This is a genomic window from Aliiroseovarius sp. B-4 (assembly GCF_056857795.1).
On record NZ_JBSXNV010000034.1, the window covers coordinates 1 to 25384 of the forward strand.

A 25384-nucleotide genomic window follows, 5' to 3' on the forward strand; every position below is an offset into this window, starting at 1 on the left:
TGTTCTTTACCAATTTATCTGCAGACGCTTTGCTGCTTCCGGATTTCTTGTTCATCTTCACTCCATGAAGGTTACGATGAACCAGAAATCCTCCGTTGTTCAACTCCTCAAATCTGTCCCAAAAGCGCTGACGTCAGACATCGTCTCCCTCATTCATCCATTTTCTTCTGCAACCTTTCGAAATGTAGTAGGCCTTGTCCCCGTCTCGAAGTTGGCAGTAGTGCTTGAAAGACTCGGTTTCGTCGTCCTTTACCGCATTGTTTTTAACCACGTAGAAGTTGTAGATTGGGACCTTCTCATCAAGCTTCTCTATCCCGGCAAAGTGATCTTGATCAGGATGTGTCGAGATAAAGCGGCTTATTCCTTTTTGTTTCGACTGCTCTTTTATTTCATCTATGATTTCTTCGTCCCGGTCGCCGGTTAGGTGGCAGTCAATAATTGTAAAATTGTCACTATTGTGGAGGATGTAGCAGAGATCGCCGTCTCCTACCGACATGCTCTTTATTATTGTCATTCAGTTTCCTTTTTGCAGTGCTCAACCCGACTTGAGATAAATCCAACTTGCTTGCGGAAAGACAGCAAGAATAAGACGAGCAGAAGTGCTGTGGCAATTTTCCCTTGCAGCATTTCGTCTATCCCAATCCGCTTGGATGCCGCGACGAATAAGATGCTAACAAGTAACGCGAGGAATGCGGTTGCTATCGTTCTGTAGGTATTGGATACCTCGACCATTGTTTCCAGTTTTTGGTCCGAGTTGCAGGCGTTAAGATAATCGCCGTAGTCCGAATAAGTCACAAATTTTGTTCGTTTGAGTAATGGCTCAAGTACGATTGAGCCCAATCGACTAATCACCATCCCGATGAAGTAATACCAGATCAATTGCTCCACGATTTGGTCGGGGGCTTCCATCAAAGCCATACGCTCCGCCAGAACCGCGAAGACAGCTCCGGGTAGGAGGTAATTAAATATGTTGTATGACGATAGCTTGCCTAAAAGCTCATTCATTCTGCCACCTTAGCGTGTGATGATGGAGACTTAATGCCGGAAACGGTAATGCGCAACATTATTGGTACAGAAACCTGTTGCCCGACCCATGCGGCGCGGGGTATAGCTACTTGCACCCCGTGTTCTACGGCGGTTCTGTTATCGGGTCTCGCTAGACTGTTCACCCCAAAATCCGTCCGGGTCAGTGGCGGCAGGTATCACCTGCCAGTCAATGAGACTATTGGCAGGTCTAGCGGGAGTTCCCTGCCATGACCCAGACGATTGATCTGAACGATCTGCTGACCAATGAGGACGCAGCGCGCCTCCTTGGCATCAAACCCAATACCCTCGAAATGTGGCGCTACCTCGGCAAAGGACCGCGCTTCCTGAAACTCGGTGACGCGCCGCAGTCGCCTGTCCGTTACCTGCGCTCGGCAGTGATGGCTTGGTTGGCTGAACGCTCCTATCGCAACACAAGCGAGGCGACCGCCGCGATGCGCGCTGCCCCGGTGAAGGTCGCGACCGGTGCAATCCCCGGTCCTTGGACGAACGGGAAACGCAACGTCAACCAGTCGGGTGGGGCATCGGAATGAAATTGCTGTCGAACTTTGAAATGACGGTTCGTCGGCAAGCCTGCCGTAAGCCCACGTCACGAAACAGCCGGGGGCCTGAGCACCCCCGGTTGCGGATCGTCTACCCCTGCCAACAGTCCGATACGAGAAAGGAGCGGTCGGCATGGACAAGGTAGCAGAACCGGCAATCGGTCCGCAAACGAACCCCTACGAGAAACTGCCCTCAGAGCTTCGTGCTTTGCCGCAATGGTGCGTGACACCGGGGACGGCCACCGACAAAGCGCCCCGCCGACTGGATGGGCAGAACGCGAGCGTCACCGACCCGACCACATGGGCAGATTTTGACACCGCCTGCCGGGTGGCTTCGGAGAAGGGTTGGCGGGTCGGCTTCGTGTTCACTGCCGACGACCCGTTCGCCTGCATCGACCTCGATGTTGTCAACGAGGAGACGCAGCGGGCGAAGGGCGAATCCATCGACGCGAGCAAGTGGACCACGCCTGAGGCGCTTCAGGGCTATGCGACTGGCATCGCCAACATGAACTGCTACACCGAGCGGTCTCGCTCCGGTCACGGGTTCCATGTCATCGCGCGGGGCAACATCGGGAAGGGTCGTCGGCGCGATGGCGTCGAGGTGTATTCGCAAGAGCGGTTCCTGATCTGCACGGGCGACGTTCATTTGGACCAGCCGGTTGGCGACCGTCAGCCGGAGTTGAACTCGATTGTGGCGGCGATGACACCTCCCGCTCCCGAGGTGGAGCTGTGGGGCGACCCCTACCCGGACTATGCCGTTGGAGACCACGCGGCGGTCGATGGGGGAGAGCTGGGCAAGCTGTTTCGCGGTGAATGGGCGGGCCGGTATCCTTCGCAGTCTGAGGCAGACCTGGCCTTGGTGAAGCTGCTCGCGCCGCTGACGGACACCCCGCGCGAGTGCTGGGCCACCTTCCGCCTCTCGAAGCTGGGCGAGCGCGACAAGGCAGCGAGGGCTGATTACGCAAGGCGAACCATGTCCCTCGCTCTCCAACACGCCGCGAACGATGCAGCACAGGTGGAGCACGGCAAGGCGCTGTCGGACGGGATGTTCCTTCAAGCGGCGCAGAACCCGCGCCACTTCCGCTTGCTGATGGATGGCGACCTTGACCGCCTGCCGCGCCTCCGATGGCTGGTGAAATGGATCATCCCTGACGCTGGTGTCGGGGCAATCTACGGCGACTCCGGCACCTTCAAGTCGTTTCTGACACTCGACCTGCTTGCGCACATCGCGAACGGCAGGGAGTGGTTTGAGCAAAGGGTGCGACAAGCGCCAGCCGTCTATGTCCCGTTCGAGGGTCAGGGAGGCATCCCGAACCGAGTGAGGGCATGGCGACTGGCGCAGACCCAAGCCCGTCTCCCCGAAGGCCAGTTCGCGTTCGCCCCGGCGGCGGATGTGGTGTCGAATATTGCTGTCATCATGGACCCCCTCAACCTGCGAGAGCAGGCGGACCGGGACAAGCTGGTGGCAACCCTGACGGAGAACGGTTGGGCAGGCGGGGTTCTTTGCATTGACACGCTGGCGCACGCTTCTGCCGGAATCGACGAGAACAGTAGCGAGATGGGCGAGATGATTGCCGTGTTCCGCGACCTTCAGCAGCGCCTCGGCGGGGTCATCCTGCTCATCCACCACAGCGGCAAGGACCAAGCCCGAGGGATGCGCGGCTGGTCGGGTCTCCATGCGGCGATGGACTTTGTCATCGAGTGCCAGCGCGACAAGAGCACAGGCACCCGCGAAGCGCAGTTCATTCTGACCAAGGTGAAGGATGGCAGCGATGGACGAACGTTCGATTTTGAGGCGGTGCCTGTCCAGCTCGGTCAGGACGAGGACGGGGACTTCGAGTCTTCCCTGACCATCGTTCCCACAGGTGGCGAGGCTGACGGTTCCGGCGACAAGGCGAAACCAGATGCCGAATATGACTCTGCCGACGACGAATTCGTCTGGGAATGGGTCAAGCGCGAGGTGGAGAACGGTGGATACCCAAGCGGCCGGTCGCTTGAGGGGCAACGCGCCAACCAGATGTGTCAAGAGCGGAAGCTGACACAGGTGCGCCTGCGGGACGCGATCCACAGGTTGCGTGCGGCGAGCCGTCTGGTCGATGCCGAGGACAAAGCGCCCTCCGGCAACACCTACATGGTGGCGGTGTGATCGGGGTGCGTTGCAACGCCCCGGGGGTGCGTTTCAGGGGCGTTGCCCTGTGTTAACGCACCCCCGAACCCGCCGGGGCACTAGCACCCCCTCGGGGGGTGCGTTAGTGCGTTACCCCTTTAGGCCAACGCACCCTTTTCAACGCACCCTTGCCGGGTCGGGTTTCACCTGCGTTGCAGCGGCATTTCGGGGTTGGGTGCGTTGCGATACAGGCTCGTCATTCGGCGGCGATGGCAGACGCATAGTTTTGCGCCTGTGCCAGAAACTCGCCCGCCTCGGCAGGCGCTGGTGTGGAGCCATTGACCATGAGTTAGTTGTTCCGACCCATATGGACCAGACCTAACACATTGATACGAATAGAAAATTCGCTTGTAGAGACCGACGAGAGAGCCGTAGCGTAAGCCCATCGTAAGTCCCCAACTGAGAAACGAGGAAGAAAATGAACACCGAAGTTGACGCAAGGGTTCCATTGGGCCTTCACCCGCAGAACATTACATCAATGAAGGACGTGGACGACGATACTCGCTCCTTCGTCAATCCCGCCGCAGAGGCGCTGGAGGCGGCCCATACCTACCTCGGCTCGATCCATGACGTGAGGGCGGCTGCGTTTTCCGATCCTACGTTGACCGAGCCTGCCGCGCTGCTGAAGACTGACGACTTCGCGATGGCGAAGTTGGAAAATGTGACGCGCAAGCTCGACGGCGCACTTGCCTCGATGGGCAAGACCATCGCAGCCTACGAGAAGCAACTGGTCTCGCCGGTGAAGCAGAAGGCTGGCGAGGTCGTCTCCACAGAAATCCGCGCTCATCTGAAAGCCAGCTCTGACCGGATCGAAATTGTGCGGCAGGCGATCAAGGATGGCGACGATGAGGTGGCATGTGCTGCTCTTGGCGGGCCTGCGATGTTGAGCGGTTTGACGCCCGAAATCCACAGCGTTCTTCTTCGCGAGTATCACGAGGTGCGCCAGCCAGTTGTGGCGAAGCGCGTCAGGGCGATGACCGCAGCCCGCGAATACCTCGACCGCCACAGCGGACAGGTGCTGGGCGAAGCGATCAAGGCGGTGGGCGTCATCCAAATTCCCGTCGTCAGCGGAGACGGAAAGACGCGCGGGTTCCGTACAGAAGGACCGCAAGCCTTCCGCGCAAAGCGAAACGCTTCCGCCGCCGTTTACCGGAAGCACGCCTGATTTGCCCAGTTGATAACAGGTTACAAATGACTGACAGCAAGACCGAACAGACTGAACCAACCCACGGCCCGGATGGACGCTTCCTTCCGGGTCGGAGTGGCAACCCGCGTGGTCGCCCGCCGGGTCCGTCGAAGCAGCAAGCATTGCTGAACAAGATGCTGGACGAAGCAAACGGCATCCTCGACGCCGTTATCGCCAAGGCACACGAGGGCGACCCTAGCGCCGCTGCACTTGTGCTGTCTCGCATCATCCCTTCGTTGCGAAGCCAGATGAAGACCGTTCAATTCGACCTTGATCCGAGCTTGCCGCTCGCCGCACAGGTTGAGGCAGTCTTGCTCGCCATCAGCAGCGGGCAACTCGCGCCAGATGTTGGTCGGCAGCTCATCGAAGCCATAGGCACCTTGGGAAATGTCCGTGCTCTGGAAGACCTCGAGAGCAGGTTGGCAATTTTGGAAGCCAAGGAGATTCGATGATGGAGAGTTGCGCGAATATGTTTGAAGGGCGAGTTGCGACCCTCGCGCCGGGGCATGGTGACATTGTGGTGCTGACGCTTCTGGGCGACAGGGTATTGGCATATGAGCCGGTAACTCAATACGACCGGGCGGTGCGCCGCGCCACTGAACTGGCAAAGGTGCGCAGCACGCGACCCTTCACCGTCAAGGTGATCGCGTTTAGCGGGGCTGAGGCCCGCAAGCTTTTGGGCATCAGTCGGGGCTTGGCAGACTTGGCACCGCATGAGCACGCGGAACTTCGGGACCAGATTCGCGCCAATTGCATCGAGGCGCTTGGGTCATGCCGAGACCCGAACGTTATGGCGGATGTTTATGACGTATTGCGATGGATGGGAGCGGTCCATTGAGGCGGGGTTCGCCGCCAGACCGCTGGCTGAGTGGTCGGACGTGGGAGGATGACCCTGCGCCGAAACGGGTGCTGACGTATAACCACAATGAAGATGAACGTCGCGAAGTATCCTTTTCTGCCGGACGCGCCTATCTGCGTGAAACCTCGCGCCACGACCCCGACAATACAATCACGCCCGACGAGCAGAAGGTGTTGCACCAGCACCAGTTGGAGGAGGCGGAAGTTCGGCAAGCCCGCAATAGCGCCAACTTCGCTCGTGCCTTGGAACTGGGCGCGGCGCTGAAAGTGTTGCGGGGTGAGGAATGAGCGTTCGGGGTCTCCTTGGCCGGGTTCGTCGTCTGGAAGAAGCGCGGCTTCCGCGACCCTCGCCATTCGTCCGTATGTTCGGTTCGTTCGCCACCTTCGAGGTGAAGTGCCTTGATGAGATGGCTGATGGGACACTGGCGAAGGACTTCCCCATCGACTGTTTGGCGAAGTGGGAACGAGACGGAACTTGGCAGGCGGGACGGTGACGGATGAGGCTCCTGCATGGCTCGTGGCATGGCGCGAGGGGCGCAAAGCACCACCAGCCCCGGCACAGCCGAGCGCACAGCGGCAGGCCGGGGTATACCAAGGGGGTAGCCGCGCGAAACCCCGTGCCCGCGCTGCAAACGGCGCTGGTAAGGGGTCCAATGGTTTCAGCGAGCCAAGCTTTGAGGCTTGGTCGTTCGACGGCGGCAAACGACGCGAACCTGTGCTGGACCTTGACCACCACCCGCCGCGCATTGTCCGCCGAGTCGGCTGGAACCGCTGCATGAGTTGCGCAAAGCCGTTTTGGTCTGACGATGTGGTCAGGCTCAGGATGTGCCAAATGTGCAAAGCCCCTCCCGAGGGGTCACGACGACCGAGCAAGCCGCAGCGTTAGGAGTTGGCTTCGCTGCGGCACGCGGACTAGCCAGCCGCGCGAGGCATAGCGGTTCAGTTCCTCGTTAAATCCAACAACCGCAGCCGTCAGCGACCAATCTCCTTGTCGCTCGAAACGGTAAAGCGGTTCGCGTGCATGTGCAGCGGGCCGCTTTTTATTGAACGAGTCATCGGGAGCGCTTGTGCTTATGACCTGCTTATGGGGTGGGTCTAGAACTACAAAGACCGCCAGCGGCGGTCTCGGTAAGTAGCTGCTTTTATTTGTTTAATTGGCTCCGGCGGTAGGGATCGAACCTACGACCAATTGATTAACAGTCAACTGCTCTACCGCTGAGCTACGCCGGAACACGAGGGGCGATATAGCAAGTGCGATTCAGGGCCGCAAGAGGGATTAGTGTTTTTTTCAGCCAATTCGCCGAAATACCGCGTTGGCTTCAAGGCGGGGTTCTGCCTCGACGATTTCGCGGGTCGCAAGGTCTATCAGGTGGGCGAAAACGTTGCGCTCAGCGGCTGGGATCAGGGCCGGGGGGGTCTCCACATGGATCGCGCGGGTCAGTGTGGCGACTGTCGCCGGTCGTCCGTCAGACAGGGCGGCCAGGATTTCCGTTTCACGCGATTGTCTGTGCGCGATCAGCCAGGCCAGGCGCGCGGCGGGGTCGGTGATGACCGCGCCATGTGCCGGGTAGAGGATGCGGTCATCCCGCGCGGCGAGTTTGGTGCAGGATGCCATGAAGGCCGTCAGGTCGCCATCTGGGGGTGAAACCAGAGAGCTGGCCCAACCCATTACGTGATCCCCTGTAAAAACAGCATCTTGCCATGCAAAGCTCAGGTGATTGGCAAAGTGGCCGGGGGTCCAGATGGCTTCGATTTCCATCGCGCCTGCTTGGAACAGCTCGCCATCTTCCACAGTGATGTCGGGTTTGAACGTTGCGTCAACACCTTCTCCGCCCGAGGTCAGGCCGCGTGCGACGAGGTCTTGCATGACCGCGCTTCGCCCCGCTTGTGCATCTCCAAACGCGATGACGGGGGCGCCGGTGGCCTCGGACAGGGGGCGCGCCAAGGGCGAATGGTCCAGATGCGCATGGGTCACGAGAATCTGCGTGATCCGTTCGCCACGCTGGAGGCTGGAGAGCAGCGCCTCCATATGTGCAGGGTCGGCGGGGCCGGGATCTATCACCGCGACATCGCCTTCGCCCAGCACAAAGCTGTTGGTGCCCCAATAGGTCATCGGCGACGGGTTCGGCGCGATGATGCGCCGGATGCCGGGGTCCAGTGGGATCATCACACCTGCGGGCGGACGGTCTGACGCGTCGATCCTGTTTGCCAAGGGGGCCTCCGTATCTCGCGAATCCTCATCGAAAGTAATGCCGCGCGGTGGTTGCTTGGCAAGCAGGTCGCTGCGTCATAGGGTCTGGCTATGGTTCAATTGCCCAAGAACAGATTTCTCGATTTTGGCTGGCTGAAGCAATTCATGCCGCGCGGACTGTATGGGCGGGCAGCGCTGATCCTGATCGTGCCAATTGTGACATTGCAACTGGTGGTGTCCGTGGTCTTCATTCAGCGGCATTTCAATCGGATCACGGTGCAAATGACATCGGCGCTGGTGCTGGAGCTGGATTATCTTTTGACCGAAGTAAACCGGGCCACTACGCCAAAAGCGGCGCGTCAGAGTGTCGAGAGGGTGATTGACCCGCTGGCGATGTGGATCGAGCTTCCCGGCGCGCCGGTGGATACGACAATCCGGCTGACAGACTTCACCGGGCCTTGGGTGGCAAAGACGCTGCATGCAGGCGTGCCGGACCTGACGGGAGTGGATTTGGCATCCGAACATGCTGGGGTGATTGTCGGCGTCATCACCGATCATGGGCCGATGCGGGTCGGGTTTTCGCGCGACCGGGTGTCGGCCTCGAACCCGCACCAGTTGTTGGTGTTGATGGTGGCGACCGGCATTCTGATGACGCTGATTGCCTATCTTTTCCTGCGCAACCAGCTGCGCCCGATCCGTCAACTGGCCAAGGTCGCCGAGGCGTTCGGCAAGGGCCAGGTGGTGCCCTATAAGCTGGCAGGCGCAACCGAGGTGCGATCGGCGGGTAAGGCGTTTCTGGATATGCGGTCGCGCATCGAGCGACAGATCGAACAGCGCACGCTGATGCTGTCTGGCGTCAGCCACGATCTGCGCACCCCTCTGACCCGGCTGCGACTTGGGCTGGCAATGATCGACGATGAAAGCCGCGAGGATCTGGAGCGGGATGTCGAAGACATGGAACGTCTGGTTGACCGATTCCTGAGCTTCGCGCGCTCCGATGCGCTGGAGGATGATCCGGAACCGGTTGATCTGGCGGCGCTGACCCGGCATCTGGCCGACAACGCGGCGCGCGCAGGACAGAATGTCGTGTTGGGCGAGTTGGCCGACCCAGGAACCTATCCCGTACGTCGCGCTGCGCTTGAGCGGGCGTTGGAAAACCTGCTGGGCAACGCCACACGCTACGGGTCGCAGGTGCGGTTGTCACTTGTCACCGGGCGCGGCGATTTGCGGTTCGTGATCGAAGATGACGGGCCAGGTATTCCGCCCGAAGCGCGCGAGGAAGCCCTGAAACCCTTTGCCCGCCTGGACAAGGCGCGCAATCAGGACAAAGGGTCGGGCGTCGGCTTGGGGTTGGCCATCGCCAGTGACATTGCACGGGGTCACGGCGGCCACCTTCGATTGGGTGACAGCGCTGATCTGGGGGGGTTGAAGGTGGAGTTCGTCTTGCCGCGATAGCCGTCTTCAGATGTTGCAAACAGGCACGACAAGTCCCGTTTTGCCCGATGACCTGCAACGGGACCTTTCTTCCACCGTCGATTAGAGCCCGGCCCGACTTGAGGACGGACAATGAAGCGAACAAGATTCACGGATGAACAGATCATCGGCATCCTGACGGAGCATGAGGCAGGGGTGAAGTGTGCCGATCTGTGTCGGAAGCATGGCATGTCGGAAGGCACTTTCTACAATTGGAGGGCCAAATCCGGCGGGATGACCGTGTCGGAGATAACGCGTCCGAAGGCGCTCGAGGATGAGAACGCGAAGCCAAGAAGCCGCTGGCTGAGCAGATGCTCGATCTGGCGGCGATGAAGGAACTGGGTTCAAAAAAATTGTTACGCCTGCCGTGAAGCGCGAGGCGGTCGCGCATCTGTAGGCCCTTCCCGGGCGGTCGGGACGCGGGCCCCGATCTTGGGCGAGGTGCATGCCAGTGCGCGGTGGTCGCTGGGTTTTGTCCATGACCAGTTCGCCAACGGCAAGCGCTTCCGGGTTCTGAATGTGGTCGACGACGTTACCGGTGAGTGCCTGGCGGCGATCCCGGACACCTCGATTTCGGGGCGTCGGATGGCGCGACGAACTGCTCAACGAGACCATGTTCCGAAACCTTGCCCATGTCCGCGTGGCGATCGCGGCCTGGGCGGCCGACGACAATCACCATCGCCCGCATTCGAGCCTCGACGGGCTCACCCCGCGGGAGCATCATCAACGGTCAAGAGAGGACCAATACCTGAACAGAGCTAACCTATAAACGCGGACTCAAAGGGGAGCAGGTCACGGCGACCGCTTCACCTATATCGTCTGCATTTGCGACGATATCAACATCTTCAATATTCTTGAGAGAATTTTCGTTCATATTCAGTTTGTTGCGCGCTCGATCTCGAAGGGCTTCCGTATCGAAAATATCCATTGTGAGAACATTGTAACCATCAGATTTTCAGACAATCGGACGCAAGAATGGAGCGATTTCAATCCCGAGCTTAGCATCGTTTGCGAAGTTGCGTAACTTGTTCATTCATGACACTTTGATCGCGCTATAGGGGAATTTCATTTTGGGCGATCTGTTAGTGGCTATGAGTTTTTAGTAAAGGTTCGATCCAATACTGGATCGACATATTGTCATGTTAGCCTGTCAACGAAGATCGCGGATCTAGATTGCAAAGCCCTTCGATGTGTACGACGACACATGAAATCCTTTCAGTCGCAATCGCGTCGATCCGGTGTTGTGGTAGGCCCGGAGGGATTTGAACCCCCAACCAAAGCGTTATGAGCGCTCTGCTCTAACCGTTGAGCTACAGGCCCACTGTATTCTCATCGTGCGCCCTTGCTAGCAAACTGGTGCGCGGCGTCAAGCGAGGCGTGGACTCTTTGCCCCCCTTGAGCTATCGCAAGCGCAGTTTTTATGCAGGTCAATCGGGGGACCAGATGAGCGACGCATCCAAAGGTATTACATACGCGGACGCAGGCGTGGATATTGACGCGGGCAACGCGCTGGTCGAACGGATCAAACCGGCTGCCAAACGCACCAATCGTCCGGGCGTCATGGCCGGGCTGGGCGGATTTGGCGCGCTGTTTGACCTGAAGGGCGCTGGGTTCACAGACCCGGTTCTGGTGTCCGCCACCGACGGGGTAGGCACCAAGCTGCGCATCGCGATTGACACCGGCAATGTGGACACGATCGGGATTGATCTGGTCGCCATGTGCGTGAATGACCTTGTGTGTCAGGGCGCTGAGCCGCTGTTCTTCCTTGATTACTTTGCGACAGGGCGTCTGGAAACCGACAAGGCCGCGCGGATCATCGAAGGCATCGCCAAGGGGTGCGAGTTGTCCGGTTGTGCCCTGATCGGGGGCGAAACCGCTGAAATGCCCGGCATGTATGAAGATGGCGATTTTGATTTGGCCGGCTTTTCGGTCGGTGCGATGGAGCGCGGTGAGGACTTGCCGAAAGGCGTCAAGGAAGGTGACGTGTTGCTGGGCTTGGCGTCGGACGGGGTGCATTCGAACGGTTATTCGCTGGTGCGCAAGCTGGTCGAGGTCTCGGGCCTTGGTTGGGAGGCGGACTGCCCGTGGGACAGCTCGGTCACGCTGGGCGAGGCCTTGCTGGCCCCCACGCGCCTTTACGTGCGTCAGGCGTTGGAGGCCGTGCGGGCAGGGGGCGTTCATGCGCTGGCCCACATCACCGGCGGCGGCTTGACTGAAAACCTGCCGCGCATTCTGCCCGATGGGCTGGGCGCGCTGGTCGATCTGGATACATGGGACTTGCCGCCCGTCTTCAAATGGCTGGCGGCAACCGGCGGGATGGATCAGGCAGAACTGCTCAAGACCTTCAATTCGGGGCAGGGCATGGTGCTGGTCGTTGACGCAACACAGGCCGCCGCCGTGACCGAGCGGCTGACAAACGCGGGCGAACGTGTCACCCAATTGGGCCGCATCCAGTCGGGCACGGGTGTCAGCTATATTGGGTCGCTTCTGTGACCAGGAAAGACGGGGCGCATAAGCGGGTCGCAATTCTGATTTCCGGCAGTGGATCAAATATGGTCACATTGGCGAATTCGATGACCGGCGATCACCCGGCGCGTCCCTGTCTGGTTTTGTCGAACGTGCTTGAAGCTGGCGGGCTTGAAAAAGCGCGTGCGCTTGGCATTCCAACCGCCGTGGTGGACCACCGAAACTTCAAGGGCGACCGCGAAGGTTTCGAAACCGCGCTGAACAATGTCTTGGAACAGGCGCACCCGGACATCATCTGTCTGGCCGGGTTCATGCGTATTCTGACTGCGGGTTTTACCGACAGATGGTCCGGGCGCTGTCTGAACATCCACCCCTCGCTTTTGCCCAAATACAGGGGGCTTCACACCCATCAGCGCGCAATTGGCGCAGGCGATACCGAAGCGGGTTGTTCGGTGCATGAAGTGACGGCAGAACTGGATGGCGGACCGATCCTTGGGCAAGCCCGCGTCCCCATCGAACCCGATGACACTGCTGATACGTTGGCCGCTCGGGTTCTGGTGCAGGAACACCTGCTTTATCCAGCCGTCCTGCGCCGCTTCGCATGTGACGACCGCACGCCGATCATCCTGCCCTGATGCGCCCTTGTCGCCCAAGGCTTCCCTTTTTCACGGTTTCACCGTAAACCCGTCAAAATGCCGGACGGCACACGGAAACGAGCAGAAAGACTCTGTATGATTACGATTACAACGACCGAGGCGCTGGCCGAGTTCTGCATCCGCGCCGCCAAACACGCTTACGTCACGGTCGATACGGAATTTCTGCGCGAACGCACCTATTATTCGAAGCTTTGTCTTGTGCAACTGGCAGTTCCCGGCGATGCGGACGAAGATGCCGTGCTGGTGGATCCGCTGGTCGAGGGGTTGTCGCTCGAACCGCTCTACGACCTCTTCCGCGACGAAAATGTGGTGAAGGTGTTCCATGCTGCCCGGCAGGATCTTGAGATTTTCTTTGTCGAGGCGGGCGTGTTTCCCAAACCGCTGTTTGACACGCAGGTGGCCGCAATGGTCTGCGGCTTCGGCGATCAGGCGGGGTATGAAACATTGGTGCGCAAGATCGCGCGCGCGCCGATGGACAAATCCAGCCGCTTCACCGACTGGTCCCGCCGCCCTCTGACAGATGCACAGAAGAACTATGCCATCGGGGATGTCACGCACCTGCGCCAGATTTACGAATACCTGGCCGCAGAGCTGAAGAAAAGCGGGCGCGGGCCGTGGGTGGAAGAGGAATTGGCCATATTGACAGACCCCGTGACCTATACGATCCACCCGGAAGAGGCGTGGATGCGCCTGAAAACCCGCACCAATTCTTCACGCTTTCTGGGTATTGCCAAGGAACTTGCCCGCTTTCGCGAGGCTTATGCCCAGTCCCGCAACGTCCCCCGTAATCGAGTGATGAAGGATGATGCGTTGCTTGAACTGGCCTCGACCAAGCCGCGCAACATGCAGGATTTGGGGCGGTCACGTTTGCTTTTGCGCGAAGCCCGCAAGGGCGAGATTGCCGAGGGGATATTGCAGGCAGTCACCGCTGGCCTTGAAATGGCGCAGGAAGATTTGCCGAAAGCGTCCGACAAGGCCCGCGACAAGCTGCAAGTGAACCCGGCGTTGGCCGACTTATTGCGCGTGCTGCTGAAAGCGCGTTGCGAGCAGGAAAAAGTGGCGCAGAAACTGATCGCGTCGGCGGCTGATCTGGATGCACTGGCGGCCGGTAGACGCGATGTCCAAGCGCTGCGCGGCTGGCGGGCAGACGCGTTTGGCAACGACGCGCTGCGCCTGTGCGAGGGCAAGCTGGCGCTGGCCGCCAAAGGTCAACGGGTCGAGGTGTTCGAGGTTTGACCCACCGCGCAGGCTGACCGGACAGGCCTAGCGGCTGGAAGACCGGCTGTTGCGTTCACCGACCACACGGATCATGCGGACCCCTTGCAGCTTGGTGTTGGACACAAACTGTCCGACCAGCACTTCGCGCTGTTTGGGGCGTCCGGTATTCGTGCGATATGGCGGCTCGCTGATGCGGAACATATAGGTCAGGACGCCATCGACCGGACGCTCGAAATTCTCCGGCACCAATTCTGCATCCCAGTAGCCAAGTCGGGGGGGCAGACCTTTGGCCTGAATGATGGCGCCGCCGGTGCTGCGCAGCACTTGCAGTTCCACCACGTCAGTCACCAAGCCGCGATACTCCTGATCCTCAAGGAACCCGCCTTCCGGGATGACGGCCACAGCCTTGACGCCATCCGACCGGAACCAGTTGACAGGGTTCAGGTTCGATGTGCTGCCACAGGCGGTCAGCCCCAGAACAAGGCTGGTCGTCACGGCGGGCAGGGCAAAACGGCGCAGGGTCATGGTCGCTCCTCTTCTTCTGTCCAAAGGGTTAGCCCATGTGCAGGGTTTTGAAAAGAGAACACTGCGAACGCTGTGGGGGTCTGGACCTTTGACGCAGATCGCCCTAACTGATGGAGAACGAAGAAGAAGGACCAACTCTATGGCCAGCCCCGCCTTTGAAGAAATTGTCGAGGATTTTGCGTTTCTGGACGAGTGGGAAGACCGCTATGCGATGGTCATCGACATGGGAAAAGCACTGCCGCCGATGGAGGACGCGCTGAAAGCACCGTCCACCAAGGTCGAAGGTTGCGCCAGTCAGGTCTGGTTGCATCCTGAAATTGATGGCGGCATTTACCGTTTCCACGGCGACAGCGATGCGATGATCGTAAAGGGCCTGATCGCGGTTCTGGCATCGCTTTACAATGGTTTGCCCGTGACCGAGGTCGGCAAGGTCGACGCGCCTGCCGAACTTGCGCGGTTGGGCCTGAACGAACACCTGTCATCGCAGCGTTCAAACGGTCTGCGCGCGATGGTCGAGCGTATTCGGATGCAAGCCGCCGACGCGGTCTGATCACGCCAGGGGCTTCAGGGCCGCGGCCAGATCGCCAAATCCGGTGAACTTTCGTTCATATTTCAAGCCAATCCGTTCCGCTGCCGCTTCGGCCATACGGTCAAGATCGGGATTGTCGGTTTGCGCCAGATAAATCAGCCGCGTGTAATGCCCAAAATACATGTCCCGCAGTTCCGGGTGGCGGTCCAGACCCAGCGGTTTGATCACGAAACTCTCAAACCCGCGCGCCAGAAAATCGGTCAGGTAAAACACGTCGATTTCATCCTCGGCGCGGGCCGCAAAAGCATCATTGCCTTCAAAGAAGCTATAGCAATGCGGCCCCCGGATCATCTCGATCCCCATTTCGTCACACAGGGTGGCCAATTCGCCGCCGGTGCCGCAATCGGCATAGGCCAGAAAGATCTGGTCGAAATCAGCGCCGTGTTTTTCGATCGCGGCGCGCACAGCGCCGGGGATCTTGTCCGGCGTGTTGTGCAGGATCGCGGGCAGGCAGGTCAGGCTCATATGATCCCAGCCGTTCAGGCGGATCAGGGCCAGAATTTCGTTCGCCAGCGCACCGCAGGCCAGGATCAGGACCTTGGCCGAGGCATCCGTGGGCGCCAACCCGTTGCGGGTGAGTTCTTCGTCGCTTGGCTTCATGACCCGTTCCGTCCCGACAAGGCACGGATCCCGATCGAGGCCAGCATGACCAGCGGCAACACTGCCATGGCCACCTGCCCATCCAGTTTGCCGGATGTCACCGCCAGGCTGCCGACCAAGATCGTCAACCCGCCAGACAGGATCACCAAGGCGATCAGGAAAAAGAACCGTGTTTTACTCATGCTCTCATATCTGGGGGCTGGTGTGGCAAATGAAAAGGCCCCGCCGTTGGGGCAGGGCCTTGTTAGAATTTATCGGACAAGGTCAGCCCGCAGCAAGCTGGTTATGTTTGCGCAGCATATAGTCTTTGGCCGTCTCGACCGCGACTGCGGCATCACGGCAATAGCTGTCCGCACCAATCGCCTTGCCGAATTCCTCGTTCAGGGGCGCACCACCGACCAGAATGGTATAGTCGTCGCGAATGCCTTTTTCGATCATCGTGTCGATCACGACCTTCATATAAGGCATCGTGGTGGTCAGCAGGGCCGACATGCCAAGGATGTCTGCCTGTTCGGCTTCCAGCGCCTCAAGATAGCTTTCGACCGCATTGTTGATGCCCAGATCGACAACCTCGAAGCCAGCGCCTTCCATCATCATCGACACAAGGTTCTTGCCGATGTCGTGGATGTCGCCCTTCACGGTGCCGATGACCATCTTGCCCATGCGCGGCGCGCCGGTGGCGATCAAAAGAGGTTTCAGAATGGCCATGCCAGCCTTCATCGCGTTGGCGGCCAGAAGCACTTCGGGCACAAACAGGATGCCATCGCGGAAGTCATGCCCGACAATGGTCATGCCTGCCACCAATGCTTCGGTCAGAACCTTGTAGGGTTCCCAACCGCGCTCGAGCAGGATGTTGACGCCTTCGGTGATTTCTTCCGCAAGACCGTCATACAGGTCGTCATGCATCTGCTGGACAAGCTCTTCGTCGTTCAACTCGCTCAGGATGATATCGTCTTCTTGGTCGGACATGTCTGCCGTTCCCTAGCTAAAACTCGTGGTCTTCAAATCCCACATGCGACGATTTCGCACGTTTGGTCTGGACCGATTGCGACACTGAGTGCCCTTTGACCGACCTGATGGCAAATGAATAATCCGCGACGAAATGGTGAATCTGCTTCATATGTTCCCGATATGTTCTTATGATGGGGCATGGTTTCAGACGGCGATAACAAAATCACGGCCGAGGCACGGCGCGGGCGGGGCGCGGTCAGCAACGACACCGGCAGGTTCGAGCCGTATCAGCGCGTGGGCGTGGATGACGGGTGGCAGCAAGAGGTGCCGCGCACGATCCAGACCCATGTGGCCATCGAAAACCCGCGCAGTGTGATCACCCGCAACACATCGCCCGATATCAGCTTTGACCGGTCGATCAACCCGTATCGCGGCTGCGAACATGGGTGCATCTATTGCTTCGCCCGGCCAACCCACGCCTATCTGGGGTATTCCGCCGGGCTGGATTTTGAAACACGCCTGATCGCCCGCCCAAATGCGCCAAGACAGCTGGAGCAGGAATTGTCACGCCGGCGTTATGACGTGGCCCCGATCGCGATTGGGACCAATACCGATCCCTATCAACCGATTGAGGCGCGGTATCGCATCATGCGCGGGGTGTTGGAGGTTCTGTCGCGGTTTCGCCATCCGGTTACAATCGTCACCAAGGGCACCCTGATCGAACGCGACATTGATTTGCTGGCAGAACTGGCGCAGGCCGGGCTGACCCATGTGGGCGTTTCCGTCACCACGATGGATGCGGCGCTGTCGCGCAAGATGGAACCACGGGTGCCCAGCCCGAAAAGACGGTTGCAGATGATCGAACGCTTGTCTGCCGCCGGGATTCCTGTGCGCGTCATGGTCGCGCCGGTTGTGCCCGGCCTGACAGACCACGAACTTGAAGCGATTCTGAGCGCGGCAAAGGACGCGGGTGCAGGGGCGGCAAGCTATATTCTGCTGCGTCTGCCCGGTGAGGTGTCAGAACTGTTTCAGGATTGGCTGACTGAGCAGGTGCCAGACCGCGCCGCCCGCGTGATGGGCCGGATGCGCGAGATGCGCGGCGGTGATGACTATGATTCGGAATTTGGTTCTCGGATGGTTGGGAAGGGCACATTTTCTGATCTGTTGCGCTGTCGGTTCGACATTGCACGCAGGCGGCTTGATCTGTCCAAAGACTTGCAAAAGCTGCGCTGCGATCTGTTTTCGGTGCCGCCGAAAGCCGGGGATCAACTGTCTCTGTTCTGACAGGATGCACCCAGATGGCCAACAGAAAACGAGGGCGGTTGCACCCTCGTTTTCGGGACGATCTAGCCAGATATGCTTAACTGCGGCGGCGACGAGACCGGCGGTCGCGTTTTGGTCCCGCGTCGTCGCCAGTGCCATCAGAGGCAGACGAGAACCCGCCAAGCGCGGCTGCGATCTGTTCCAGCGTCGGGCGGCTGTCGCTTCGCGGGCGGGTCTCCAACGCGTCGCGCATGGCGCGCAGGTGATCGGGCGTTGTGCCACAGCATCCGCCAATGATCGTGGCGCCACAATCGCGGGCAAGGACTGCATAATCCGCCATCAATTCCGGGGTGCCATCATAGTGAATATGGCCGTCCACATATTTCGGGATGCCCGCATTGCCCTTGGCGATGATCGGTCGTTCGCTGCCTTGCGCGGCAAAGCCCAAAACGGTGCGCAGCAAGTCTGCCGCGCCGACACCGCAGTTCGCCCCAAAAGCCAGCGGCGGCTTGCCGAGTGTTTCCACCATTTTCGCCAGATCAGCCGACGTGATGCCCATCATGGTGCGCCCAGCGGTGTCGAAGCTCATCGTGCCGCACCATGGCATGTCGGCCAGTTCGGCGGCACGGGCGGCCGCCTTGTATTCCTCGGGCGCTGAAATGGTTTCGACCCAAAGCACATCCGCGCCGCCTTCTTTCAGGCCTTCGGCCTGTTCATGAAACATCTCGACCGCGCTGTCGAAGGTCAGGCTGCCCATCGGCTCCATGATATCACCGGTCGGGCCAACGGACCCGGCCACGACCACCTTGCGGCCCGAGGCGTCGGCGACCTCGCGGCCAAGTTCGGCGGCGGCGCGGTTCAGTTCGCGCACCCGGCTTTGGGCATCATGCAGTTTCAGCCGTGAGGCATTGCCACCAAACGAGTTGGTCAGGAAAATGTCCGACCCCGCATCCACTGCGCCTTTATAAAGCGCGCGAATATTGTCGGGTTTGTCGACATTCCACAACTCGGGCGCATCGCCGGAGGTCAGGCCCATGTTGAACAGAGTGGTTCCGGTCGCGCCATCGGCCATCAGCCAATCGCGTTCCGTCATCAGTTGGGTCAGCAGGTCCGTCATCGGGGGCTCCGGAGATAGAAAAAATAGTATTGCCGCTACCTGCCACGGATTGCGTTCAGGCGCAAACCCAATGCGTGGCGAAAGGCATCAATCTTGCGTCGTTTCCGCAGTGGGTCGATGGCAATCCTTTGATCCGCACCCCGTCATCGTGAAAAAAAGCGCAGCCGGAAAAGCTGCGCCTGTAATCTTGGGTCTTTTGTCGTCTGAAAGCGGCGATCAGACCTCAGTGACCAACTCGGCTTTGGCGATGGCCAGAAGCTCGGCCCGTTTGGCGCGGACTTCATCGGCGCTGACCGTGCTCAGATCACCCGTGACCTTGCGCACCACATCTTCGTGGCCGGCTTCTTCGAAATCTGACTTGATCACTTCGCGGGCATAGGCGTCGGCTTCATCGCCGGTTTTGCCCATTTTCTCGGCGGCCCACAGGCCCAGCTTTTTGTTCGCCCGCGCTTCTGCCTTGAAAATCATCTCTTCATCATGGGCAAATTTGGCTTCGAAGGCGTTCTCGCGGTCATCAAAGGTGGTCATGGCGTTCCCTTGTTCATGGTCCTGTGCCCTCGGCAGGCCGAATGGCGCTTGTCGATACTGATATGCCAACGAGAAGCTGTTATCGCAACCCCGCTAGCGCTCTCAAATCCGGGAAATTGTACCATATCGGCGATATTCTTGCCCAGCGTCGGGCTTTCACGTATAGGGCGGGCATCAGCGGGAGTCGCGCGGGCAGGGGGTCCGCCAATGGCTGCATCCCGCACTGACCGACGGAGGTCTTATGGCACGGCGCAAGAAACTCTATGAAGGCAAGGCAAAGATCCTGTATGAGGGCACCGAGCCGGGCACAATCGTGCAATATTTCAAAGACGATGCGACCGCGTTCAATGCCGAAAAGAAAGACGTGATCGACGGCAAGGGTGTCCTGAACAACCGCCTGTCCGAGTTCTTCATGACCGGGCTGACGCAGCTTGGCATTCCCAATCACTTCATCAAACGGCTGAACATGCGCGAACAGCTTGTGCGCGCCGTCGAAATCGTGCCGCTTGAGATCATCGTGCGCAACGTCGCCGCAGGGTCCATGGCCAAACGTCTGGGGCTGGAAGAGGGCACACCGCTGCCCCGACCGATCGTCGAGTTCTCCTATAAAGATGACAGCTTGGGTGATCCGCTGGTCCCCGAGGAATACATCGCCGCGTTTGGTTGGGCCAGCCAGCAGGAGATGGACGAGATCGTCTCGATGGCGCTGCGCGTGAATGATTATCTGTCGGGCGTCATGTATGGCGTCGGCATCAAACTGGTCGATTTCAAGATCGAGATGGGCCGCGTTTACGAGGGTGATTTTCCACGTTTGATCGTGGCCGATGAAATCAGCCCCGACAGCTGCCGCCTTTGGGACATGGAAACCGGTCAGAAGCTGGACAAGGACGTGTTCCGGCGCGACCTTGGCAACCTGGCTGACGCCTATACCGAAGTGGCGCGTCGCCTGGGAGTCATGCCGTCCAACGTGACCCACACCCCCACCAAACCGACCCTGATCAACTGAGGATTAGCCCCGATGAAAGTACGTGTTGATGTGATGCTGAAAACCGGCGTTCTGGACCCGCAGGGCGAGGCCGTGCGCCACGCGCTTGGCAATCTGGGCTTTTCGGGCGTGGAAAGCGTGCGCCAGGGCAAGGTGATCGAGTTGGACCTGGCCGATGGCGCCTCGGAAGAGGATGTCAGGAAGATGTGCGAAAAACTGCTGGCCAACACAGTCATCGAAAATTACGCCATCAAGGTGCTGTGATGAAGGCGGGCGTCATCGTTTTTCCGGGTTCCAACTGCGACCGCGATCTGGCGGTGGCGTTTGAGCGGGCGGGCGCAAAGGTGTCGATGATCTGGCACAAGGAAACGGACCTGCCGGGTGATCTGGATATAGTGGGCATTCCCGGTGGGTTTTCCTTCGGAGATTACCTGCGTTGCGGTGCGATTGCGGCGCAATCACCCATCACGCGGTCTCTGATCAAACATACCGAGCGTGGCGGCTATGCCGTCGGCATTTGCAACGGCTTTCAGGTGCTGACCGAAACTGGTATTCTGCCCGGTGCACTGATGCGCAATGGAAACCTCAAATTCATCTGCAAACCCATTGGTTTGAAAGTGGAAACCACGAATTGCGACTTCCTGTCGGGCTATGAAAAAGGGCAGGAAATCACCGTTCCGATCGCCCACCATGATGGCAATTACAACGTCACGGATGAAAAGCTGGCACAGTTGCGGGATGAAGACCGGATTGCGTTTACCTATGTCGACAACCCCAACGGTTCGACCGGGGATATAGCCGGGGTGATGTCCAAGAACCGTCGCGTGCTTGGCATGATGCCGCACCCGGAACGCTGCGTGGACGAAAAACACGGCGGCACCGATGGCGTGGCGATGTTCCGCTCGTTGGTGGACAGCGTCGTCGCTGCGTGATTGCGAAGCCGGTCTTGCGGACCTATCTTTGACCCATGGTCGACCTTAAGAAACGTCCAGTCCCGCCCCCGCGTCCGGGGGTCAGTCTTCGCGCGCGCCTTGTGCTTGTTGCGTTGATTTCGCTTGCTGTTTTTGTGGTCTTCTTTTCAAACCGTCTGCTGACCGAGCGTTACACGGAAACGACGCGAAACCGGGCTGAGCTTCGGGTGGCGCTGTATTCGGGCAACCTGCTCAGCGAATTGCAGCGCAACTCGGTCGTGCCTCTGTTGCTGTCGCGTGATCCGGCGCTGATCAATGCTTTGAATTCCGCCGATTATTCGCAAAGCACCGCCCGACTGATTTCCTATCGCGACGAAATCGAGGCCGCGTCGCTGATGCTGTTGGACGGTGGCGGGCGCGCCGTTGCCGCCACCACACGCGAAGCACTGGGGTCGCAACACCGCACAAACCCCTATTTTGTTGAGGCACTCAGAAGCTCGGAAACTGTCTTTACAACGGTGCAGACCGAGGCCGGGTCGTATGAGTTTTCCTATTCCCGCAAGATCGAAGACAGCGATGGCGTGATCGGGGTGATTGTCGTGAATGTGGACCTGCGCAAGTTCGAAAGCAGCTGGTCGGGCATCTCGGATGCGGTGCTTGTCACCGACAGCGAAGGCAACGTGATCCTGGCCACGGAACCCCGCTGGCGCGGCAAACCGGAAGGCGAAGCGCTGGCCACCGTATCCGCCACCGACGCGATCCGGCGCAGCGTGCGCGACGCGGCGGACTGGTCGGGTCTACCATCGGACGTCCTGTTTCTGGGCGAAGAGGTGATGCGCCATGAGAGCCGGGTGCCCTTTCAGGGATGGCGGATCGCTTCTTTCACGTCCTACGCGTCGGTGCGCGAGAAGGTGAACGCAGTTCTGGCGCTTGAAATCATGGCCTTTGCGATGCTTCTGTCGCTGTTGTTTTACCTGATCAGCCGCCGTGCACAGTTCCGTTCGGTGCTGTTTGCGCAGGAATCGGCGGATTTGCGGCAGTTGAACCTTGCCTTGCAACGCGAGATCGCCGAACGCAAACGCGCCGAGGAAAACCTGCAAGTGGCCGAACAGACGCTGGCACAAAGCTCGAAGCTGGCCGCTTTGGGCGAGATGTCAGCGGCCGTCAGCCACGAGTTGAACCAGCCACTGGCAGCCATGAAGACCTATCTGGCCGGGGCGAAACTTTTGCTGCAACGCAAACGCCCTGATGAAGCCTTGTCCAGTTTCCAGCGTATTGATGACCTGATCGAGCGGATGGGCGCCATCACGCGGCAGCTGAAAAGCTATGCCCGCAAGGGCGGCGACGCGTTCGAGCCGATGGACGTGCGCGACAGTGTCTCGACAGCCCTGTCGATGATGGAGCCACAGCTAAAAAGCCGCGAAGTGCGCATCACGCGCAATATTCCGCGCGAACCTGTTATGGTAATGGGAGATCGCTTGCGTCTGGAGCAAGTGTTGATCAATTTGCTGCGCAATGCGCTGGACGCAACAAAAACCGTTGATTTGCCGCAGGTTGATATCATCGTCAGCCGGGGCGATTATGTGTTGATCACGGTGCGCGATAACGGAAACGGAGTGGAAGACCTGGATAACCTGTTCGAGCCTTTCTATACCACCAAGGCGCCGGGCGACGGCGTCGGGCTTGGACTGGCGATTTCGTCCGGCATCGTGACCGATCTGGGCGGTCGTCTGACGGCACGCAACGGCCAGGATGGCGGCGCCGTTTTCGAGGTTGAACTGCCGGTTCTGGATGACGAAGAAATGGACGTTGAAGCCGCCGAATAGGGGCGACAGTGCCGAGAATGTATCAGGAGGCTGCCATGGCGCAGGCAATGAAAATCGCGATCGTCGACGACGAACAGGACATGAGACAATCCATCTCCCAATGGTTGTCCCTGTCCGGTTTCGAGACGGAGACCTTTCCGTCTGCCGAGGACGCCTTGAAGGTGATCGGGCAAGATTATCCCGGGGTCATCATTTCGGACATCAAGATGCCCGGCATTGACGGCATGGGGTTCCTGAAAAAACTGATGAGCCTCGACAGCTCGTTGCCCGTGATCATGATCACCGGTCATGGTGATGTGCCGATGGCGGTCGAAGCGATGCGGGTGGGGGCCTTCGATTTCCTTGAAAAACCATTCAACCCGGATCAACTGACCAACCTGGCCAAGAAGGCCACGCATAAGCGCCGGTTGGCCATGGATGCCCGCGCGCTGCGCCGGGAATTGTCCGATGGTTCGACCATCATGAAAAAGCTGATCGGCGCATCGCCGGTCATGTCGCGTCTGCGCGAGGATATTCTGGATATCGGGCAGTCGGACGGTCATGTGCTGATCGAAGGCGAAACCGGCACCGGCAAGACATTGGTGGCCCATGCGCTGCACGCTGTCGGCGCGAAGGCCGGCAAGAAATTTGTCGTTGCCACTTGCGCAGGGCAGGAAGAAGACGATCTGACCCGTCGCCTGTTCGGCCCGATGGAAGACGGCGGCCCGCAGCCCTTGGTCGAGGAAGCGCGCGGTGGCACTCTCGTTCTCGAAGACATCGAGGCATTGCCGATGGGTCTACAGGCCCGCCTTTTAACATGGATGAACGATCAGGGGACGCCCGCTGAAACGCGTGTTGTCGCGATCTGCAACCTGCAAGAACAGGGTAAGACCTGCGAGGATTGCCTGCGCCCGGATCTGTTCTATCGTCTGGCGGCGATGAAGATCACCCTGCCGCCCCTGCGGCAACGGGGCGAAGATATCCTGATGCTTTTCACCGGCTTTGCGGACCAGTTCGCCGACGAATACGGATGCGCTGCCCCGACGGTCAGCGCCCAGGAAGCCGCCCAGCTTCTGCAAGCGCCATGGCCCGGCAATATCCGTCAGTTGATCAACATCGCCGAACGGGCCGTGTTGCAGTCGCGGCGCGGCACTGGCACGATCTCGTCGCTTCTGATGTCGGACCATGACGAGGTGCAGCCGGTCATGACGACCGAGGGCAAGCCGTTGAAAGAATACGTTGAAGCGTTTGAGCGGATGCTGATCGACAACACGATGCGCCGCCATAAAGGCTCGATCGTCGGGGTGATGGACGAGCTGTGCCTGCCCCGCCGGACCCTGAACGAGAAGATGGCAAAATACGGGCTGCAACGATCTGACTATCTTAATTAAATGGTGGACGCAGTGGGATTGGCACCACCGTGCGCATCCTATTGCTTGATTGGTGTCAACCGGTCGACTAATCTCTGGTTGTTTACATGTTAAGCAATTGGAGGTCACGATGAAGGCGCCTGAAAACAAGCTGAAACGCGCGCTTGGCGCGGGCAACATGCAGGTTGGTCTTTGGCTGAACCTCGGCAGTCCGTCTGCGACAGAGCTTGTTGGCGGCACCGGTTATGATTGGGCGCTGATCGACGGTGAACATGCGCCTTATGATCCCACTCTTATTCAAACACAATTGCGAGTGCTTGGGCAGTTCGACATCTCGCCTATCGTGAGGGTGCCGATCGGGGAAGACTGGGTGATCAAGCAGGCGATGGATCTGGGCGCACAAAGCCTTCTGGTGCCGTTGGTCGACACCGGCGAGCAAGCGGCAAGTCTGGTGGCAGCCACACGCTATGCGCCAGAGGGGCGACGCGGCATGGGGTCGGGGGTCGCACGTGCCGCGCGCTTTGGGCAGATCGACGAATACTTGACGAACGCGAATGACGAAGTGTGTCTGATCGTGCAGGCCGAGACCCGGCTTGCCGTTGAAAACATAGATGAAATCGCAGGCACGGTCGGGGTTGACTGCGTCTTTGTCGGACCGGCTGATCTGTCGGCTGACATGGGCCATCGCGGCAATCCCGGCCACACGGACGTGAAAGAGGCGATTGCACATACGGTGGAGCGCATCCAAGCGGCCGGTAAAGCGGCGGGTATTCTGCATTATGACCACGCCAGTTTCGGCTATTACGCTGATCTTGGTGTGACATTTCTTGGGGTAGGGTCGGAAGCCTCGCTTCTGCGTCTTGCACTGGCTGAAAACCTGCGGACCGCGCGCGCGGCAACCACCGCCTGATCCCGAAAGTTCTGGGCGGATCGCGACCA

29 protein-coding genes, 2 tRNA genes and 1 pseudogene are annotated in these 25384 nt (G+C 59.3%); 20 read left to right on the plus strand and 12 right to left on the minus strand.

Features of this window, described 5'->3' with window-relative positions:
• Window positions 1–133: 133 nt before the first annotated feature.
• The gene (locus AC13C8_RS07340) at window positions 134–514 is read right to left on the minus strand and encodes an MBL fold metallo-hydrolase (RefSeq protein ID WP_482846903.1); all 381 of its coding nucleotides are present in this window, start codon (window positions 512–514) and stop codon (window positions 134–136) included.
• Window positions 511–1005: a hypothetical protein gene (locus tag AC13C8_RS07345; protein ID WP_482846904.1), complete on the minus strand. Its 495-nt coding sequence runs from the start codon at window positions 1003–1005 to the stop codon at window positions 511–513. Before AC13C8_RS07345 ends, AC13C8_RS07340 begins: the two co-directional genes overlap by 4 nt.
• A gap of 248 nt (window positions 1006–1253) precedes the next feature.
• Here AC13C8_RS07345 and AC13C8_RS07350 point away from each other — a divergent pair, with 248 nt between their 5' ends.
• The 6 genes from AC13C8_RS07350 (at window position 1254) to AC13C8_RS07375 (ending at window position 6085) form a co-directional block, all read left to right on the plus strand.
• Window positions 1254–1577, plus strand: coding sequence for a helix-turn-helix transcriptional regulator (locus AC13C8_RS07350; RefSeq protein WP_482846905.1), 324 nt, complete (start codon window positions 1254–1256; stop codon window positions 1575–1577).
• A 142-nt stretch (window positions 1578–1719) separates the two neighbouring features.
• Window positions 1720–3732, plus strand: a complete 2013-nt coding sequence (locus AC13C8_RS07355) for an AAA family ATPase (RefSeq protein ID WP_482846906.1) — start codon at window positions 1720–1722, stop codon at window positions 3730–3732.
• Between the two features lie 439 nt (window positions 3733–4171).
• A complete protein-coding gene (locus AC13C8_RS07360; RefSeq protein WP_482846907.1) occupies window positions 4172–4918 on the plus strand; it encodes a hypothetical protein in 747 nt (248 codons plus the stop codon).
• Window positions 4919–4944: 26 nt separating this feature from the next.
• Window positions 4945–5391: a DUF5681 domain-containing protein gene (locus AC13C8_RS07365; RefSeq protein WP_482846908.1), complete on the plus strand. Its 447-nt coding sequence runs from the start codon at window positions 4945–4947 to the stop codon at window positions 5389–5391.
• Window positions 5388–5777, plus strand: coding sequence for a hypothetical protein (locus tag AC13C8_RS07370; RefSeq protein WP_482846909.1), 390 nt, complete (start codon window positions 5388–5390; stop codon window positions 5775–5777). The genes AC13C8_RS07365 and AC13C8_RS07370 overlap by 4 nt, the downstream gene beginning before the upstream one ends.
• Complete coding sequence (locus AC13C8_RS07375) at window positions 5774–6085, plus strand: hypothetical protein (protein WP_482846910.1); 312 nt, start codon at window positions 5774–5776, stop codon at window positions 6083–6085. The genes AC13C8_RS07370 and AC13C8_RS07375 overlap by 4 nt, the downstream gene beginning before the upstream one ends.
• Window positions 6086–6952: 867 nt before the next feature.
• On the opposite strand, the gene AC13C8_RS07380 is transcribed toward AC13C8_RS07375, so the two are convergent.
• Window positions 6953–7027 (minus strand) — tRNA-Asn (locus AC13C8_RS07380).
• A 58-nt stretch (window positions 7028–7085) separates the two neighbouring features.
• The gene (locus AC13C8_RS07385) at window positions 7086–7964 is read right to left on the minus strand and encodes an MBL fold metallo-hydrolase (RefSeq protein ID WP_482846967.1); all 879 of its coding nucleotides are present in this window, start codon (window positions 7962–7964) and stop codon (window positions 7086–7088) included.
• A gap of 135 nt (window positions 7965–8099) precedes the next feature.
• Here AC13C8_RS07385 and AC13C8_RS07390 point away from each other — a divergent pair, with 135 nt between their 5' ends.
• From AC13C8_RS07390 to AC13C8_RS07400, 3 genes and pseudogenes are all read left to right on the plus strand, one after another.
• Complete coding sequence (locus AC13C8_RS07390; protein WP_482846911.1) at window positions 8100–9443, plus strand: ATP-binding protein; 1344 nt, start codon at window positions 8100–8102, stop codon at window positions 9441–9443.
• Between the two features lie 111 nt (window positions 9444–9554).
• Window positions 9555–9855: pseudogene (locus tag AC13C8_RS07395) on the plus strand (transposase); the annotation flags it as partial.
• A 123-nt stretch (window positions 9856–9978) separates the two neighbouring features.
• Window positions 9979–10230, plus strand: a complete 252-nt coding sequence (locus AC13C8_RS07400) for an integrase core domain-containing protein (protein ID WP_482846912.1) — start codon at window positions 9979–9981, stop codon at window positions 10228–10230.
• Here the strand turns inward: AC13C8_RS07400 and AC13C8_RS07405 are convergent.
• Window positions 10225–10389, minus strand: a complete 165-nt coding sequence (locus AC13C8_RS07405) for a hypothetical protein (protein WP_482846913.1) — start codon at window positions 10387–10389, stop codon at window positions 10225–10227. The two genes, AC13C8_RS07400 and AC13C8_RS07405, sit on opposite strands and share 6 nt — an antisense overlap.
• A gap of 316 nt (window positions 10390–10705) precedes the next feature.
• Window positions 10706–10781, minus strand: a tRNA-Ile gene (locus AC13C8_RS07410).
• A 123-nt stretch (window positions 10782–10904) separates the two neighbouring features.
• Here AC13C8_RS07410 and purM point away from each other — a divergent pair.
• The 3 genes from purM (at window position 10905) to rnd (ending at window position 13819) form a co-directional block, all read left to right on the plus strand.
• On the plus strand, window positions 10905–11954 hold the full coding sequence (purM, locus tag AC13C8_RS07415; RefSeq protein ID WP_482846914.1) for a phosphoribosylformylglycinamidine cyclo-ligase: 1050 nt from the start codon (window positions 10905–10907) through the stop codon (window positions 11952–11954).
• Complete coding sequence (gene purN / locus AC13C8_RS07420) at window positions 11951–12562, plus strand: phosphoribosylglycinamide formyltransferase (protein WP_482846915.1); 612 nt, start codon at window positions 11951–11953, stop codon at window positions 12560–12562. Before purM ends, purN begins: the two co-directional genes overlap by 4 nt.
• Before the next feature lie 96 nt (window positions 12563–12658).
• Window positions 12659–13819 carry a ribonuclease D gene (gene rnd, locus AC13C8_RS07425; protein WP_482846916.1) on the plus strand — a complete coding sequence of 387 codons (1161 nt, stop codon included), beginning with the start codon at window positions 12659–12661 and terminating at the stop codon, window positions 13817–13819.
• 27 nt (window positions 13820–13846) lie between these two features.
• Here the strand turns inward: rnd and AC13C8_RS07430 are convergent, their stop codons facing one another.
• The gene (locus tag AC13C8_RS07430) at window positions 13847–14326 is read right to left on the minus strand and encodes a hypothetical protein (protein WP_091430307.1); all 480 of its coding nucleotides are present in this window, start codon (window positions 14324–14326) and stop codon (window positions 13847–13849) included.
• Window positions 14327–14465: 139 nt separating this feature from the next.
• Here AC13C8_RS07430 and AC13C8_RS07435 point away from each other — a divergent pair, with 139 nt between their 5' ends.
• A complete protein-coding gene (locus AC13C8_RS07435; protein ID WP_482846917.1) occupies window positions 14466–14876 on the plus strand; it encodes a SufE family protein in 411 nt (136 codons plus the stop codon).
• On the opposite strand, the gene AC13C8_RS07440 is transcribed toward AC13C8_RS07435, so the two are convergent.
• The 3 genes from AC13C8_RS07440 to AC13C8_RS07450 all read right to left on the minus strand — a co-directional run bounded on the left by AC13C8_RS07440 (window position 14877) and on the right by AC13C8_RS07450 (window position 16484).
• Window positions 14877–15515, minus strand: a complete 639-nt coding sequence (locus AC13C8_RS07440; RefSeq protein WP_482846918.1) for a DUF1638 domain-containing protein — start codon at window positions 15513–15515, stop codon at window positions 14877–14879.
• A complete protein-coding gene (locus tag AC13C8_RS07445) occupies window positions 15512–15697 on the minus strand; it encodes a hypothetical protein (protein ID WP_091430302.1) in 186 nt (61 codons plus the stop codon). The genes AC13C8_RS07440 and AC13C8_RS07445 overlap by 4 nt, the downstream gene beginning before the upstream one ends.
• Before the next feature lie 82 nt (window positions 15698–15779).
• Window positions 15780–16484 (minus strand): corrinoid protein, encoded by a 705-nt coding sequence (locus AC13C8_RS07450; protein ID WP_091430300.1) that lies wholly within the window; start codon window positions 16482–16484, stop codon window positions 15780–15782.
• Window positions 16485–16664: 180 nt separating this feature from the next.
• Here AC13C8_RS07450 and AC13C8_RS07455 point away from each other — a divergent pair, with 180 nt between their 5' ends.
• Window positions 16665–17750: a PA0069 family radical SAM protein gene (locus tag AC13C8_RS07455; RefSeq protein ID WP_482846919.1), complete on the plus strand. Its 1086-nt coding sequence runs from the start codon at window positions 16665–16667 to the stop codon at window positions 17748–17750.
• A 76-nt stretch (window positions 17751–17826) separates the two neighbouring features.
• Here the strand turns inward: AC13C8_RS07455 and bmt are convergent, their stop codons facing one another.
• Both bmt and AC13C8_RS07465 read right to left on the minus strand, forming a co-directional pair.
• Entirely contained in the window at window positions 17827–18846 is a 1020-nt protein-coding gene (gene bmt / locus AC13C8_RS07460) for a betaine--homocysteine S-methyltransferase (protein ID WP_091430295.1), read from the minus strand.
• Window positions 18847–19062: 216 nt separating this feature from the next.
• Complete coding sequence (locus AC13C8_RS07465) at window positions 19063–19374, minus strand: DUF1476 domain-containing protein (RefSeq protein ID WP_091430293.1); 312 nt, start codon at window positions 19372–19374, stop codon at window positions 19063–19065.
• Between the two features lie 241 nt (window positions 19375–19615).
• On the opposite strand from AC13C8_RS07465, the gene purC reads away from it, so the two are divergent.
• From purC to AC13C8_RS07495, 6 genes are all read left to right on the plus strand, one after another.
• On the plus strand, window positions 19616–20380 hold the full coding sequence (gene purC / locus AC13C8_RS07470; RefSeq protein ID WP_091430291.1) for a phosphoribosylaminoimidazolesuccinocarboxamide synthase: 765 nt from the start codon (window positions 19616–19618) through the stop codon (window positions 20378–20380).
• 12 nt (window positions 20381–20392) lie between these two features.
• Complete coding sequence (gene purS / locus AC13C8_RS07475) at window positions 20393–20623, plus strand: phosphoribosylformylglycinamidine synthase subunit PurS (RefSeq protein WP_091430289.1); 231 nt, start codon at window positions 20393–20395, stop codon at window positions 20621–20623.
• On the plus strand, window positions 20623–21291 hold the full coding sequence (purQ, locus tag AC13C8_RS07480) for a phosphoribosylformylglycinamidine synthase subunit PurQ (protein ID WP_091430287.1): 669 nt from the start codon (window positions 20623–20625) through the stop codon (window positions 21289–21291). Before purS ends, purQ begins: the two co-directional genes overlap by 1 nt.
• 35 nt (window positions 21292–21326) lie before the next feature.
• The gene (locus AC13C8_RS07485; protein WP_091430284.1) at window positions 21327–23096 is read left to right on the plus strand and encodes a sensor histidine kinase; all 1770 of its coding nucleotides are present in this window, start codon (window positions 21327–21329) and stop codon (window positions 23094–23096) included.
• Window positions 23097–23131: 35 nt separating this feature from the next.
• Entirely contained in the window at window positions 23132–24466 is a 1335-nt protein-coding gene (locus tag AC13C8_RS07490; protein ID WP_091432299.1) for a sigma-54-dependent transcriptional regulator, read from the plus strand.
• Window positions 24467–24575: 109 nt separating this feature from the next.
• Window positions 24576–25355, plus strand: coding sequence for an HpcH/HpaI aldolase family protein (locus AC13C8_RS07495; RefSeq protein ID WP_482846920.1), 780 nt, complete (start codon window positions 24576–24578; stop codon window positions 25353–25355).
• The last annotated feature ends 29 nt before the right edge of the window (window positions 25356–25384 follow it).